Annotated in this window: 11 protein-coding genes; 7 read left to right on the top strand and 4 right to left on the bottom strand. The window is 56.5% G+C overall.

Annotation, left to right across the window (positions count from 1 at the left end; genetic code table 11):
- Positions 1-198 precede the first annotated feature (198 nt).
- The 3 genes from PG881_RS15825 to PG881_RS15815 are packed head-to-tail and all read left to right on the top strand — an operon-like array spanning position 199 to position 2566.
- Positions 199-1083, top strand: coding sequence for a TIGR04255 family protein (locus tag PG881_RS15825; RefSeq protein ID WP_270801256.1), 885 nt, complete (start codon positions 199-201; stop codon positions 1081-1083).
- Entirely contained in the window at positions 1073-1675 is a 603-nt protein-coding gene (locus PG881_RS15820) for a hypothetical protein (protein ID WP_270801254.1), read from the top strand. Before PG881_RS15825 ends, PG881_RS15820 begins: the two co-directional genes overlap by 11 nt.
- 12 nt (positions 1676-1687) lie before the next feature.
- Entirely contained in the window at positions 1688-2566 is an 879-nt protein-coding gene (locus PG881_RS15815) for a hypothetical protein (protein ID WP_270801251.1), read from the top strand.
- Positions 2567-3315: 749 nt separating this feature from the next.
- Here PG881_RS15815 and uvrD read toward each other — a convergent pair.
- From uvrD to PG881_RS15800, 3 genes are all read right to left on the bottom strand, one after another.
- Positions 3316-5487 carry a DNA helicase II gene (gene uvrD / locus PG881_RS15810; RefSeq protein WP_270801249.1) on the bottom strand — a complete coding sequence of 724 codons (2172 nt, stop codon included), beginning with the start codon at positions 5485-5487 and terminating at the stop codon, positions 3316-3318.
- A 68-nt stretch (positions 5488-5555) separates the two neighbouring features.
- Complete coding sequence (locus tag PG881_RS15805; RefSeq protein ID WP_270801248.1) at positions 5556-5957, bottom strand: hypothetical protein; 402 nt, start codon at positions 5955-5957, stop codon at positions 5556-5558.
- 64 nt (positions 5958-6021) lie between these two features.
- Positions 6022-7941, bottom strand: coding sequence for a hypothetical protein (locus PG881_RS15800; RefSeq protein WP_270801246.1), 1920 nt, complete (start codon positions 7939-7941; stop codon positions 6022-6024).
- A 491-nt stretch (positions 7942-8432) separates the two neighbouring features.
- On the opposite strand from PG881_RS15800, the gene PG881_RS15795 reads away from it, so the two are divergent.
- From PG881_RS15795 to PG881_RS15780, 4 genes are all read left to right on the top strand, one after another.
- Positions 8433-9431, top strand: a complete 999-nt coding sequence (locus tag PG881_RS15795) for a BMP family lipoprotein (protein ID WP_024944638.1) — start codon at positions 8433-8435, stop codon at positions 9429-9431.
- An 83-nt stretch (positions 9432-9514) separates the two neighbouring features.
- Positions 9515-11095, top strand: a complete 1581-nt coding sequence (locus PG881_RS15790) for an ABC transporter ATP-binding protein (protein ID WP_029302435.1) — start codon at positions 9515-9517, stop codon at positions 11093-11095.
- Positions 11096-11177: 82 nt separating this feature from the next.
- A complete protein-coding gene (locus tag PG881_RS15785; RefSeq protein WP_005307647.1) occupies positions 11178-12293 on the top strand; it encodes an ABC transporter permease in 1116 nt (371 codons plus the stop codon).
- Positions 12294-12295: 2 nt separating this feature from the next.
- A complete protein-coding gene (locus PG881_RS15780) occupies positions 12296-13261 on the top strand; it encodes an ABC transporter permease (protein WP_016349044.1) in 966 nt (321 codons plus the stop codon).
- Positions 13262-13320: 59 nt separating this feature from the next.
- On the opposite strand, the gene PG881_RS15775 is transcribed toward PG881_RS15780, so the two are convergent.
- On the bottom strand, positions 13321-14226 hold the full coding sequence (locus PG881_RS15775; RefSeq protein ID WP_005307641.1) for a LysR substrate-binding domain-containing protein: 906 nt from the start codon (positions 14224-14226) through the stop codon (positions 13321-13323).
- Positions 14227-14315: the final 89 nt, after the last annotated feature.

Below are 14315 nucleotides of genomic sequence, written 5' to 3'. Positions count from 1 at the left end.
ATGACACAACATAAGGGGTTGTAGGTTCGATTAGCACAGTCATTATTGAACCTACGGCCCCGTCAGAAAGGTTGGCGCCTAGATTTCTTTTTTGCGACTCAGTTAACGATTGATACTTCTGATTTTGAGGAAAGTAAGCTGTCTGATGTAAAAAAATGTGTAAAATGAAGTAAAGCATGAACAGTAAGGTTGCCATTGATGAGCAAAAGAATTTTGAAACACGCCCCTCTAGTGCATGCAGTTTTACACCTGCGTTTTAGTGAGGCGCCAAGTCTAAATCCTATCAGTAATGAGCTGATGAAGGCTCTGCATGAAAGGATGATTAGCGAAGGATTCCAAGAAAAGATCGAAAGTGAAGCTAACATCGTTGATGTTGGTTTTGACCCGGTCAGACAGCAAATGGTGCAAAATCAAGTTCAAAGAAAGAGGGTTCTCTTCCGGGCTGCTGGTGAACAAGATATTGTTGAGATTCTTAACGACTCCATTGTGCTTAAAACAACAAACTATCAAGGTTTCAAAGACTTTTATGATAAATTCCATCGCGTCTTAAATGGATGTTTAGACATATTTAGTGGGTTAAATTCGACACTCCTGAAAAGTGTTGGCTTGAGATATGTTGATGTTATTGCACCTACCGGTGGATGCACTTTAAAAGAGTTTGTTAGTTCCGAAGTGTTACCACCTTCACTCGACATGGTTGGCCCTCTAACCCACCATGTGCAAGGTGCTACGTTAAAAGTTATCGAAACTAAACCCGGACAAGTTCTTGTTGTTAATTTCGAAGAGCTACGATGCAATGGGGGTAGAGTATACAAGATATTACCTGACAATCTTGTTGAACCTGATCCTAATTGTGGGTTAATAATTAATGGCCAATCAGAGTGGCTAGTTGTTTCTTCTGAGACATATGGTCTATTAGATGTCGATCACTCACATAATTTTGTCGGAAGCCCAAAATTTTCAATAACCCTGATAGAATCAGCTGCAAATGAGTTATATCAACATGCAAGCGATGTTTTCTGGAACGTTATTTCAGAAAAGGCAAGGGATACTTGGGGTGAGGAGATTGTCAATGTGGAATAGTGCTTCTGCTATCAAAAACTCCCCTGCTAGCGCGGTAATTATGGCTGGGGCAGTCATGTTTCAGACTCATGCCGGGGTTATTTCACACCCTACTACTTATGATGTTCTTCACGATCAAAACTCATCTAATTATGATAATGGTCGTTGGGCGTCTTATAATTTTCATGGAACAAAACCCAGCAAAGAAAAACAATTGCTGGGAATTTCAGATATTATTTCTTTTGTAAAAGTATCCTTGGGTTTACCAAATAAGGATATCGCCTCAATCTTTGGAGTGACAAGACAGACATTACATTCATATGCAACCGAGGCTGAAATATCTCAATCAATGAAGTCTAGCACCAGAGATAGGGTGATTGCTTTACATGAGATTATCAAGGCGATTTCACCGTTGCTTCCCCATAGCCCTGGAGCCATGTCCAAGAACTTTACTATTGAAGGTAGTTCATTGCTGGATTTGTTAACTTCTGAGACGTTGGATACTAGTAAAATACTCCATCATTCGCAGCTACTTGCTGATAAGATGAATAAAATCCCTGCATCTCATTCAAAGGATGAAACTACGTTGTTCAATCTAACAAGATCTGTGTAAAGGAATGACTACATGTATTCGAATGGTCAAAAGTTACTCTTTGAACACGGAATAAAACAGGCAACATGTTTTCATGCATCTCTTATAGGAAAAGAGGTGAGAATTGCTTGGACTGACTCATTCTCAAAATTTAAGCATCGTGGTATTGAGTCGAAAATTAGTGACTCAACTATCTTTCTCGTTCTGTCCCAGAATTGTGATATTGCTGCCTACAATGATGACTTGGAAAGTGCAATTGAACTGCTTGTTTGCAAACCGATCAAACCGAAACAAGTTTTTCACGCTAATATGTTTGCTATTAGCTCTAGAAAACTTCAGTTTCAACATGGAGAACAATGGTATGAAGCCAGCTCAGAATACATTGTAACTGTAGCTAAGGATGAGCTGTTATCTATCATTGAGTCACATGCAAGTTTTAGTGTCTTTGATTTATCAAAAGAATATAGCATGACTATTCCAGTATGGAGAGCAAATCGATACTATAGAACCGGGCTTCCTAATAAATTCAATGACTATCTGGCTCCTATTCTTGCAGAACATATTGAGAAGATTGAATCAGCGGCCAGCGTCGAGCATACTGATTACAAAAGCTACATTAGAGCCATGTATGTCAGACTTGACAACTTGGATGAGGCTGAAAAATATAGTTTTGAATTATTTTCTCTTTTGAGATGCGATGTGAATGATACCGTTATGTCCAATATTCAACAAACGGTTGAAAATATGGCTGAACAGTTATCTATAATCTCTGGATTCACTGATAACAGTACCATCTATGCTGATAGAGAAAATAATACGATGGTATCATTCTTAAATGACTTCTTACGTTTAAATATGGATCATCACTCCTTATCGCAGGGGGATGATGATATCGGTCCTGACACGCGATGAACATTCTTCCAGTGCTTGCGAAAATAAAAATCAGCTCGGCCTAAGCCGGGTTGATTGCATCAAAAGGCGGGAAAAATCAGAGCGCCTCCAATCTGGCGTAAGCGATAACCAAACATTGCCGAACTGGATCTGCATCCTGCTCTGTTGCACCTCATTCTGACTAAAGCGGCTGTACTGGATACCTTCAAGTCAAAGACAGGCACGGTATTGCTCCCCCTCCAATCCACCGAGGATCAGAAACAACGTCAGGGACGCCATCAGGGATGATGGCGTAGCCGCAGCGGACAGGGGCCAAATCGGGTCAGGGCGAGCACAGCTCGACCCTGATTTGGCGCGAGAACAGGGATGTTCGAAGCGGGCTTTGGCCGAAGCCATGGATGGCGCAGGCCAAAGTGCCGTCTGCGGCGACCCGTCCGACGTTGGCTCTGAGCGGAGGGGACTGGCGAAGCCAGCGGATTGGCGGGGGAGAAGACCTTTGGTGACTTTGGGTCTTTCCAAAGTCACTCGCCCCAGCCCGAAGGGCGGGCGAAATCCTGTCGAGGACCCAGCACTCGCATCCTGCACGGCGCCAGCCGTGCCAAGATCCAAAGCCATTTACGAACCCCTCATCCCCAACCCTTCTCCCGCAAGGGGAGAAGGGATCAAAGACGATCACGGGAACAAGCACCTCTCCCGCAATGGGAGAAAGAGGCAAAGACTATCGCGGGGATGATCCCCTCTCCCGTTGGGAGAGGGTCAGGGTGAGGGGATTAGAGCGCCTCCAATCTCGCGTAAGCAGTCACCAGCCACTTCGCACCGACGTCGTCGAACTGGATCTGTACCCGACTCTGCTGGCCGACCCCTTCGAAGTTGAGCACGATACCTTCCCCGAATTTCGGATGGAGCACCCGCTGGCCGAGCTTGATGCCGCTGGCGTCGAAGCTCTGCTGCACCTCGTTCTGGCTAAAGCGGCCGTACTGGGTGGGGCGGCTGACCTGAGTGCGCAGCCGGATCTCTTCCAGACACTCGGCGGGCATCTCGCGGATAAAGCGGCTCGGCTTGTGGAACATCTCGCGGCCGTAGATGCGGCGGCTCTCGGCATAACAGATGTAGAGCTTCTCCATGGCGCGGGTCATGCCGACGTAACAGAGACGCCGCTCCTCTTCGAGGCGGCCCGACTCTTCTGTCGATTGCTGGCTGGGGAACATACCCTCCTCCACGCCGACCAGCAGCACCAGCGGGAACTCCAGCCCCTTGGCGCTGTGCAATGTCATCAGCTGCACTGCATCGGCATATTCGTCGGCCTGATTCTCGCCGGATTCCAGCGCCGCGTGGGCGAGGAAGGCGGAGAGATCGCTCATATCCTCCAGCTCGTCCGGGCGCTGGTACTGGCGGCAGGCGGTGACCAGTTCGTCCAGGTTCTCTACCCGCGCCTGGGATTTCTCGCCTTTTTCCGCCAGATACATGGCCTTGAGGCCAGAGTTCTGGATGGCGATATCCGCCTGCTGGTGCAGCGGCAGCATGGAGACCTGCTCCTCCAGCGCGTCGATCAGCTCCACAAAGCCGCGCACCGCGTTGCCGGCACGGCCAGTCAGCACCTTGTCATTGAGCAGGGTCTTGGCCGACTGCCACAGGTTCTGGCCCTGATCCCGGGCGTTGTTGCGCAAGATCTCCAGGGTGCGATCGCCGATGCCGCGGGTCGGGGTGTTGACCACCCGCTCGAGGCTGGCGTCGTCGCCACGGTTGTTGATGAGACGCAGGTAGGCCATGGCGTCTTTGATCTCTTGCCGCTCGAAGAAGCGCAGGCCGCCGTAGATGCGATAAGGCATGGCGTCCTGCATCAGCGCCTCTTCCAGCACCCGCGACTGGGCGTTGGAGCGATAGAGGATGGCGCAGTCGGCGAGCAAGCCACCTTTCTCTTTCCAGTCCTTGAGGCGGCCAACCACGAAGCGGGCCTCGTCCACCTCATTGAAGGCGGCGTACAGCGAAATCGGCTCGCCCTCGGCCCCTTCGGTCCACAGCTCCTTGCCCAGGCGCTCGGCGTTGTTGGCGATGACGCAGTTGGCCGCTTTGAGGATATTGGCGGTGGAGCGGTAGTTCTGCTCGAGGCGAATGGTCTCGGCGCCCTGATAGTCGGTCAGGAAGCGCTGGATGTTCTCGATCTTGGCGCCGCGCCAGCCGTAGATGGACTGGTCATCGTCGCCGACGATCATCACCTTGCCGGTGTCGCCCGCCAGCATCCGCAGCCAGGCGTACTGGATGCCGTTGGTGTCCTGGAACTCGTCCACCAGGATGTTCTGGAAGCGATCGCGGTAGTGCTCGAGGATGTGGGGCTTGTTCAGCCACAGCTCGTGGGCGCGCAGCAAGAGTTCGGCAAAATCCACCAGCCCGGAGCGATCGCAGGTCTCCTGATAGGTCTTGTAGATCTGCTGATAGGTGCGGGTGACGGGGTCGCCGTAGAGGTCGATGTCGCCGGGGCGCAGCCCCTCGTCCTTCTTGCCGTTGATGTAGCCCATCACGGCGCGCGGGGCCCAGTGCTTCTCGTCGAGGTTGAGCGCTTTGAGCACCCGGCGAATGAGGCGGTACTGGTCGTCGGAATCGAGGATCTGGAAATCCTGCGGCAGCCCCGCATCCAGATGGTGGGCCCGCAGCAATCGGTGGGCGATGCCGTGGAAGGTGCCGATCCACATGCCGCGCACGCCGTCACCGATCACTTTTTCGACCCGGCCACGCATCTCGGCCGCCGCCTTGTTGGTAAAGGTCACCGCGATGATGGAGAAGGGTGAACAGCGTTCCACCTGCATCAGCCAGGCGATACGGTGCACCAGCACCCGGGTCTTGCCCGAACCGGCACCGGCCAGCACCAGCAGGTTGCAACGGGGGGCCGCAACGGCATCTCTTTGCTTGTCGTTGAGCCCGTCGAGCAGGGTTGAAACGTCCATCACCACTCCTGTTTATTTATACAGGCGGGGATTATACGACCTGAGTGGCCAGAGACCAACCAGCAGGATCAACGAAGGGGGCGGTGATAGTTCCGATATTGGCCCAACACATCACCAGAAAAGCTCAATAACATGGCGCGTGGTGCATCCAGCACCTGATGAACAGGATCAAAACGAAGGGAGGCGGCTCGCAAACGGCCTTCAGGCAGCGTCACTTCCGTGCTACCCATCATGAGCATGCCGTCCTGATAATACCCATGCTGGAAGTGCACTATGACGGCATCCACCATCAAGGTGCCTTGTTTCAACTCCAGTGACTCCCGTTGTATTTCGCGCAACGCAAAGAGACTGGACAATGACGGACGCCCGCTGGGCATCCGCTGCAAGTATTCACGGGTGTTCAATTGATATTGCAACTGGCCCTGACTATCGAAGACACGCTCCCGATAGTCGTTGTAGCGTGCCAACATGCCGGCAGCTTGCGCCGCCGGCATCAGCAAAAAGAGCGCTCCCAACAGGAGCGCTCTGCATTGTTTACAGCTGATCAGCACAGCTGACCTTGTTGCCATCCAGATCGGTACAAGATACGAAGACCTTGTCGAAGGTCGACCCGGCCACCGGTGTCATTTGGGTTGACCAATCATAGCCCACTCCCTTGGCATAGATACTAGTGTGGCTGTATTGATCTTCCTGTATCCAGCCGATGTACTTGAGTGCATCGTAATCGTTTTGGGCAAGAAGCGCCTTGAACTCGTCACTCGAGATCAGGCACATGGGTTCTCCCATTGCCTTGGAGAGTTCGGCATCCCGAATACCCACAGCACAGTTGCCAGATACCTTGATGGTCATATCGCTGCGATCCAGCATCTCGTCAAAGAACGGGATGACGTTGATGTTGAACTTGACGCCCACCTCTTTGGGCTCCCAATTCATGCCGGTATTGACGTACTTGATCTTGCGATTTGTCCACTCGACAGTAGGCTCCTTGCCCAAGAAATGGTTCGCCAGCTGGGTCAGGAATTTGGTGTTGGCGGCGATATCCTCTTCGGTCAAAGAGTCGTCCAGCTTGCTCTGATCGATGGTCAGCGCAATGTCTACCGCTTGCTTCAGCTGAGCTTTGGCCTTGCCCAAGTGCATCTTGGCCTCGTCAGTCAGGCGGAAGAAATCGGGGTGACTCATCAGGCTATCCGGCTCGATATCCACCGGGCTGAACTGGGTCTTGAAGGTGCTGGCATTCTCACCATAGATGGTGTTTTGCTGTTGCCCATCCCAAGAGTAAGTGATGAGCATGCGAGGCAAGGTCACCTCTTCTTCCTGGACAGAATAGGCTTTGTCCGGGCCATATTGGTATGATGCGGCAATATTGAGTGCCGATGCCATCGCGATGGCTGAGGCGCGCAGTGCCTTGGCGCCGTCGAAGTTGAGAGTGACAGACTTGTCATCACCATAGGTAGCGCTGTAACCCGGGTCCTGAATATCGGCCAGGGTGGCGGCGACCTTGTCCATGCTATCGGCATAGGTCCCCATTAGCTTGGCTACGTCGCGGGTATACCCCTTGTCACCCTTGAGGATAACGGAGGCGGAATAGGGGGTGTGGATGATGACATCGATCACTTTGGCCAGGTTGGTGCTGTAATTCACGCCCATTTCAGAGGAGGTAAAGCCCAGGCGTTCTGCAACAATGGGGTCGTTGGTTACTTCGAGCATGGCCAGCGTGGCCAGCACGATCTGGCGGTCAATCTTGCCATTATCTGTGGTTTCAGCCAGCAGAGTGTCTTTGTACTCCTTGAGTTTCTCTTCAACGTTAAGGGTTTTCAGATCGGTCAGCGCTTGTAAATCCGATAGCACCTTGTCGACCGCGACAGAGCGGCCATTGACACCCGCCAGAGTGGCAGAGAGATGGTCTTTCGCTGCGGCCAGGGAGACGACATCCTTGGTCAGGCCTGCCGTTTTCAGGGCCTCGACCAGTGAGGTGTTAAAGGCGTCATCGCTACCTAATTCGATGATCCCCAGTTGTGCGACCTGTGCCTTGTCGAGGGTAATGCCATTTTCCGGGTTGTTATCACTGTCGAGAGTTTGCAACAGGGCTGCGATGCGGATCGCCTTGTTCTTGTCATCACCCGCCAAGGTATAGGGAGTGACCAAAGAGCTACCAGCCTTGAGCGTCACCGAACCCAACAGTTGGTTGCCCAGAGTGAAGGAACAGCTGTCGCCATCATTGAACAGAAACTCACCATTGGCGTTGGTGATGCTGCTGTAATTGGCGCACCGGTAGTTGAGGCCAGCAACGGCGGCATCGAGGAAAATTGCTGTGTGCAGGGGCTTGCTGCCGGTGTCGGTGCCACCACCGCTGTTGCCACCGTTGCCACCTTCGTCGCCGCCACCTCCACAAGCGGTCAACATGACACCTGACAATACGCAAGCCACTGCTGCACTCAGCACATTTTTTTTCATTTTTTATCGCTCGAATAAGTGAAAAAACACGCCCCCATCCAGGAGGGCAGTCGAGTCGCATAATACACAAGAGTACTCATATGAAAAGCGGTAATGTGCAGCTATATGAGCTCGTTCACTCTCGCCGGCAAATCCACTATCTGGGGTACTCTCCAACTAGTGCTAATAACGAAAGATACTGATACCAAACCATCAAATGGCGCCAATGGAATCTCAAATATTGGTCATCATGTGAAAACGCTTGCTTATAACCTTATGAATACAAACAGAAATGTCATTTGGAGCTAATTATTCACAGAATTTAAATCTGAAAACAGGCATCAAAACAACCACTTATAAAGCGATTTGCTTATATTTCAAACCGTTAACGCAAACGTTTTTCCTTTATGATCTCCTTGACCCACACCGTGGCTCACTTACAGTTAGCCAGCGTGCTTTATGGCCTGCCCCGGCAGGTTGTGGACCCTCACATAACAATCAAGGATACGATCGTGACTAAAGTGCTCAAGCTGGCCACCGTTGCCGCCCTCACTCTCGCTGCCCTGTCTGCCCAGGCAGCCTCCCAGCCCGCCGTCATCTACGACACCGCAGGCAAATTCGACAAATCGTTCAACGAAGCCGTGTTCCGCAATGGCGTCGAAGTCTACAACAAAGACAAAGGCGTCAAGGTCAAGGAGTTCGAACCCCAGAACGAAGCCCAGCGTGAGCAGGGCCTGCGTCGTCTGGCCAGCCGTGGCAACGGCCCGATCGTTGCCGTCGGCTTCAACATGGGTTCCGCGGTAGAGAAAGTAGCGACCGAGTTCCCGAAAACCCAGTTCACCATCATCGACATGGTGGTCGACAAGCCGAACGTCCAGTCCGTCATCTTCAAGGAGCATGAAGGTTCCTTCCTGGTGGGCGCGCTGGCTGCCATCGCCTCCAAGACCGGCAAGGTCGGCTTCGTGGGCGGCATGGACATCCCGCTGATCCGCAAGTTCGAGTGCGGCTACGAGCAGGGTGCCAAGTACGTCAATCCGAAGATCGAAGTGTTCCAGAACATGACCGGCTCCACCCCGGCGGCGTTTGCTGACCCGGCCAAGGGTGCTGAACTGGCCAAGTCCCAGTTCGCCAAGGGCGCCGACGTAGTCTATGCCGCCGCCGGCGGTACCGGCATCGGTGTTTACCAGGCCGCCAAGGACGAAGGCAAGCTGGCCATCGGCGTAGATTCCAACCAGAACCACCTGCAACCGGGCACCATGCTGACCTCCATGGTCAAGTCGGTTGGCCTGGCCGCCTACCAGACCTGGGATGACGCCGCCAAGGGCACCTGGAAACCGGGTATCAAGAACCTGGGCCTGGCCGAGGGTGGTGTGGATTGGGCACTCGACAAAGACAACGAGAAGCTGATCACCCCCGAGATGAAAGCCAAGGTGGACGCCATCAAGGCCGAAATCATCTCCGGCAAGGTCAAGGTGCACGACTACATGAGCGACAGCACCTGCAAATACTGAGTAACCGCTACTACTCTCAACCCAACGACCGGCCCGCACGGGCCGGTTTTTAGTCTCTTTTCATGACCCGCAAGGACTGCATCATGGACCAGACAGATCGCTATGCCATCGAATTAAGGGGTATCGATAAGCGGTTTGGCGAAGTGTACGCCAACAAGCAGATCGACCTTAAGGTTCGTAAAGGCAGCATTCACGGTATCGTCGGCGAAAATGGCGCCGGCAAGTCGACCCTGATGAGCATCATCTACGGTTTCTACCACGCCGACAAAGGCGAGATGTTCATCGACGGCAACCCGTTCAAACCCCATGGCTCACAAGATGCGATTGCCGCAGGCGTGGGCATGGTGCACCAGCACTTTATGCTGGTTAACAATTTTACAGTGTTAGAAAACGTGATTCTCGGCGCGGAAAACGGCTGGCACCTGGGCAAGAGCCTGGCGGCGGCCGAAAAACTGCTGGGCGAGCTGGCACGGGACTATGGTCTCGAAGTGCCGCTGCACGAGAAGGTCGAGGATCTGCCGGTAGGCCTGCAACAGCGGGTCGAGATCCTCAAGGCGCTCTATCGCGGCGCCCGCATCCTGATCCTGGACGAGCCGACCGGGGTACTGACCCCGCAAGAGGCGGATCACCTGTTCGAGGTGCTCAAGAAGCTGCGCGATCAGGGCGCCACCATCATCCTCATCACCCACAAGCTGCGCGAGATCCTGGCCATCACCGATCAGGTCTCCATCATGCGCCGGGGTGAAATGGTGGCCCACGTCGCCACCAAGGATACCGACAAGGAGCAGCTGGCCGAACTGATGGTGGGCCGCAAGGTGCGCCTCAAGGTCGACAAGGGGCCGACCCAGCCGGGCGACGCCAAGCTCAAGGTCGATGGCCTCAGCTATGTGGACGACGCCAGGGTGGAGCGGGTCAAATCCGTCAGCTTCGAGGTGCGGGCCGGTGAAGTGGTCGGCATCGCCGGCGTCTCCGGCAACGGCCAGTCCGAGCTGCTCAGCCTGCTCGGCGGCATCCTCAAGCCGAGCAAGGGCAGCTTCACCATCACCGGTGGCGGTCAGGCCCACGAAGTGAGTGTGAGCCACCCGGCCGACCCGGAGCGGGTACGCAACTTCGGTCTCGGCCACGTGCCGGAAGACAGACACAAGATGGGTCTCATCAACCGCTTCGAGGCGAAAGAGGCCTTCATCCTCGGCTATCACCGCCGTCCCCAGTACAACAAGGGCTGGTTGCAGAACAAAGAGGCGATCCTGCAGGATTGCCAGGCCAAGATGGACAAGTGGGACGTGCGCCCGCCCCATCCCGAGCACAAGACCGCCAACTTCTCCGGCGGCAACCAGCAGAAGCTGGTGATCGCCCGGGAAGTGGAGCAGGACCCGGACGTGCTGCTGATCGGCCAGCCGACCCGCGGGGTCGACATCGGCGCCATCGAGTACATCCACCAGCAGATTATTGCCATGCGCGACAAGGGCAAAGCCGTGCTGCTGGTATCGGTGGAACTGGACGAGATCATGAGCCTCTCTGACCGCATTCTGGTCATCGCCGACGGTCGCATCGTCGGTGAGCTGGATGCCGCCAAGGCGGATGAGCGCACTATCGGTCTGATGATGGCAAACATAGTTCCTGACGAGGTGGCGGCAAGCCAATCACAAGGAGCCACATCATGAAGCTCACAGCCACTTGTAACGGATTCGGCCTGCTGATGGTCAATACCCCCGTCACCGGCCAGATTGCCAAGGAGGCTCGCCCATGAGCCAAGCACGTATCCCTGCCTGGATCTCCGTGGGCGTACTGCCCGCGGTCAACATCCTGCTGGCCTTCCTGGTGTCGGCCATCCTGTTCTACTACCTCGACATCAACCCGGTCGATGCCGCCGAGATCATGTGGTACGGCGCCTTCGGCACCGGTGAAGGGGTCGGTTTCACCCTCTACTACGCGACCGGCTTCATCTTTACCGGTCTGTCGGTGGCGGTGGCCTTCCACGCCGGTCTGTTCAACATCGGTGGCGAGGGGCAGGCCTATATCGGCGGCCTCGGCGTCGGTCTGGTCTGTCTGCTGCTGGGTGATTCCCTGCCGTTCGCCCTGCTGCTGCCGCTGGCCATCATCGCCGGCGGCCTGTTCGGCGCGGCCTGGGCCTTCATCCCTGCCTGGCTGCAAGCCAAGCGCGGCAGCCACATCGTCATCACCACCATCATGTTCAACTTCATCGCCGCCTCCCTGATGGCCTACCTGCTGGTCGAGGTGTTCAAGCCGGCGGGCTCCATGGCCACCGAGAGCAAGGTGTTTGCCGAGGCGAGCTGGCTGCCGAAGATGAGCGAACTGGCGGGGGCATTCGGCATGGAGATGTCGAACAGCCCGCTCAACATCAGCTTCTTCTGGGCACTGCTCTGCGCGGCCCTGGTGTGGGTCTTCATCTGGCATACCCGCTGGGGCTACGAGATCCGCTCGGTCGGCGCCAGCCAGAGTGCGTCCGCCTATGCCGGCATCTCCTATCCCAAGGTGGTGATCCTGGCCATGGTCATCTCCGGCATGCTGTCGGGCTTCTTCGCCCTCAACGTGCTGCAGGGTGAACTGCACCAGATCAAGCTCAACTTCGTGGAAGGCTTTGGCTTCACCGGCATCGCGGTGGCGCTGATGGGGCGCAACCACCCGGTCGGCGTCATCATCGCCAGCCTGCTGTTCGGCTTCCTCTATCAGGGCGGCGCCGAGCTGAGCTTCGAGTTCGGGGTGGACCGCAACATAGTGGTGGTGTTGCAGGGTCTGGTGATCCTGTTCTGTGGCGCCCTTGAGCACATGATGCGTCCGCGCATCGAGCAGCTCTATCTGGCGTTTGCCAACCGCTCTGCGCAAGTCAAGGGGGCCTGATCATGTTCGAAATTCTGATCCTGATGCTGGATGCCACCATCCGCACCGCGCCACCGCTGATCCTGGCGGCCATGGCCGGCATGTTCTGCGAGCGCTCCGGCGTGGTCAACATCGCCCTGGAGGGCAAGCTGCTGGCGGCGGCGTTCGCCAGCGCGGCGGCGGCAGCCGTCTCCGGCTCTGCCTGGATTGGGCTGGGTGCCGGGGTGGGTGTCTCCATCCTGTTCGCCCTGATGCACGGCTTTGCCACCATCACCCACCGCGGCGATCAGGTGGTGAGCGGCATGGCCATCAACATCCTGGCGGCCGGCCTGACCGTCACCCTGGGCCGTTACTGGTTCGATCAGGGCGGTCAGACCCCGGCGCTGTCCGGCGCGGCCCGCTTCGCCCCCATCGACCTGCCCTATGCCAAGGAGCTGTATGACGTGCCGGTCATCGGCCAGCTCTACAGCGAGCTGCTGAGCGGCCACTCCCTGCTGGAGTACGTGGCGTTCGCCGCCGTGCCGCTGGCCTGGTGGGTGCTGTTCCGTACCCGCTTCGGCCTGCGCCTGCGGGCGGTGGGCGAGGCACCGGCAGCGGTCGATACCGCCGGTATCTCGGTGGTGCGCATGCGCTACACCGCGCTCATCATCGGCGGCCTGCTGGCCGGCATCGGCGGCACCTACCTGGCGGTGGCCCAGACCGCCCAGTTCATCCCCAACATGAGCGCGGGCAAGGGCTTCATGGCGCTGGCGGCGCTGGTGTTCGGCAAGTGGCGCCCCTGGAACGCCATGGCGGCCTGCCTGCTGTTCGGCTTCCTCGATGCGGTCGCCATCCGGCTGCAAGGGGTCAGCATCGGCGGTTTCCCGATCCCGGTGCAGGCCATCGAGGCACTGCCCTACATCCTGACCGTGTTCCTGCTGGCCGGCTTCATCGGCAAGGCGGTGGCCCCCAAGGCGCTCGGCACCCCCTACGTCAAGGAGCGGGAATAGCCCCGCCCTTCATGCCATGCAAAAGGCCCGCACATGCGGGCCTTTTTTATTGAGCGAGGTCAGCCGACGGGGCGCACCAGCGCGGGCTGATGGGGATCGCTCAGCCGCTCCGCCAGATAGTCCACCAGCAGCCGCACCTTGGGGGAAAGGTGGCGGTTGTGGGGATAGAGGGCCCAGATCCCCTCCGCCGGCGCCCGCAGCTCCGGCAGCAGCTCGATAAGCTCGCCTTGGGCCAGGTGGTCGCTCACGTAGTAGTCCGGCAGCTGGATGATGCCGATCCCTTTGAGCGCCGCATCCAGCAGGGCATGGCCGCTGTTGCAGTGCAGCAGACCGTGCACCCGCACGCTGTGGGGGCGGCCATCCAGGGTGAAGTGCCACTCGTCGCTGTTGCCCACCAGGCAGGTGTGGCGGGTGAGCTCGGAGAGGCTGTTGGGCATGCCGTGGCGGGCGGTGTAGGCGGGCGAGGCGCACACATAGGGCACCCGCTGCGCCAGCTTGCGCGCCACCAGGCTGGAGTCCTTGAGGTGGCCGAGCCGCAGCGCCAGATCGTAGCCTTCGTGTACCAGATCCAGCAGCTGGTTGGTGAGGTTGAGAGTCACCTCCAGCTGGGGAAAGCGCACCATGAAGTCGTTCACCAGCGGGGCGATGCGGCTCTCGCCGTAGGAGACCGGGGCCGTGATGCGCAGGGTGCCCTGCGGCACCGCCTGATGGCGCCCCACCGCCAGCTCCGCCTCGTAGAGGTTGTCCAGCAGCTGGCGGCAGTGGCGATAGTAGATCTCGCCGAGCTCGGTGAGCCGCACCTGACGGGTGGTGCGCAGCAGCAGCTTGGCCTGCAGCCGATCCTCCAGCTGTGCCACCTGCCGGCTGACTTGCGCCACCGACACCCCCAGCTTGCGCGCCGCCGGGGTAAACCCCCCCTGCTCCGCCACGCTGACAAATTCACAGATCCCTTCCCAGCCGAACATTATTACCTGTCTGTAAAAGTGATTTCAGATTTCGCCTTATTATCACCAAATAGGCGGGAAACTACACTGGATGTCCGAACCCATTCTCC

This window comes from Aeromonas sp. QDB54 (assembly GCF_027707385.1).
GTDB lineage: Bacteria > Pseudomonadota > Gammaproteobacteria > Enterobacterales > Aeromonadaceae > Aeromonas > Aeromonas hydrophila.
The sequence above is the reverse complement of the archived record's forward strand: the minus strand, read 5'-3'. Positions and strand labels throughout refer to the sequence as shown.

What these genes read in the sequence shown, in the direction of transcription:
- PG881_RS15825 (WP_270801256.1), top strand. Translation starts at nt 199, where the DNA reads ATGAGCAAAAGAATTTTGAAACACGCCCCTCTAGTGCATGCAGTTTTA.
- PG881_RS15820 (WP_270801254.1), top strand. Translation starts at nt 1,073, where the DNA reads ATGTGGAATAGTGCTTCTGCTATCAAAAACTCCCCTGCTAGCGCGGTA.
- PG881_RS15815 (WP_270801251.1), top strand. Translation starts at nt 1,688, where the DNA reads ATGTATTCGAATGGTCAAAAGTTACTCTTTGAACACGGAATAAAACAG.
- uvrD (WP_270801249.1), bottom strand. Translation starts at nt 5,487, where the DNA reads ATGGACGTTTCAACCCTGCTCGACGGGCTCAACGACAAGCAAAGAGAT.
- PG881_RS15805 (WP_270801248.1), bottom strand. Translation starts at nt 5,957, where the DNA reads ATGTTGGCACGCTACAACGACTATCGGGAGCGTGTCTTCGATAGTCAG.
- PG881_RS15800 (WP_270801246.1), bottom strand. Translation starts at nt 7,941, where the DNA reads ATGAAAAAAAATGTGCTGAGTGCAGCAGTGGCTTGCGTATTGTCAGGT.
- PG881_RS15790 (WP_029302435.1), top strand. Translation starts at nt 9,515, where the DNA reads ATGGACCAGACAGATCGCTATGCCATCGAATTAAGGGGTATCGATAAG.
- PG881_RS15785 (WP_005307647.1), top strand. Translation starts at nt 11,178, where the DNA reads ATGAGCCAAGCACGTATCCCTGCCTGGATCTCCGTGGGCGTACTGCCC.
- PG881_RS15780 (WP_016349044.1), top strand. Translation starts at nt 12,296, where the DNA reads ATGTTCGAAATTCTGATCCTGATGCTGGATGCCACCATCCGCACCGCG.
- PG881_RS15775 (WP_005307641.1), bottom strand. Translation starts at nt 14,226, where the DNA reads ATGTTCGGCTGGGAAGGGATCTGTGAATTTGTCAGCGTGGCGGAGCAG.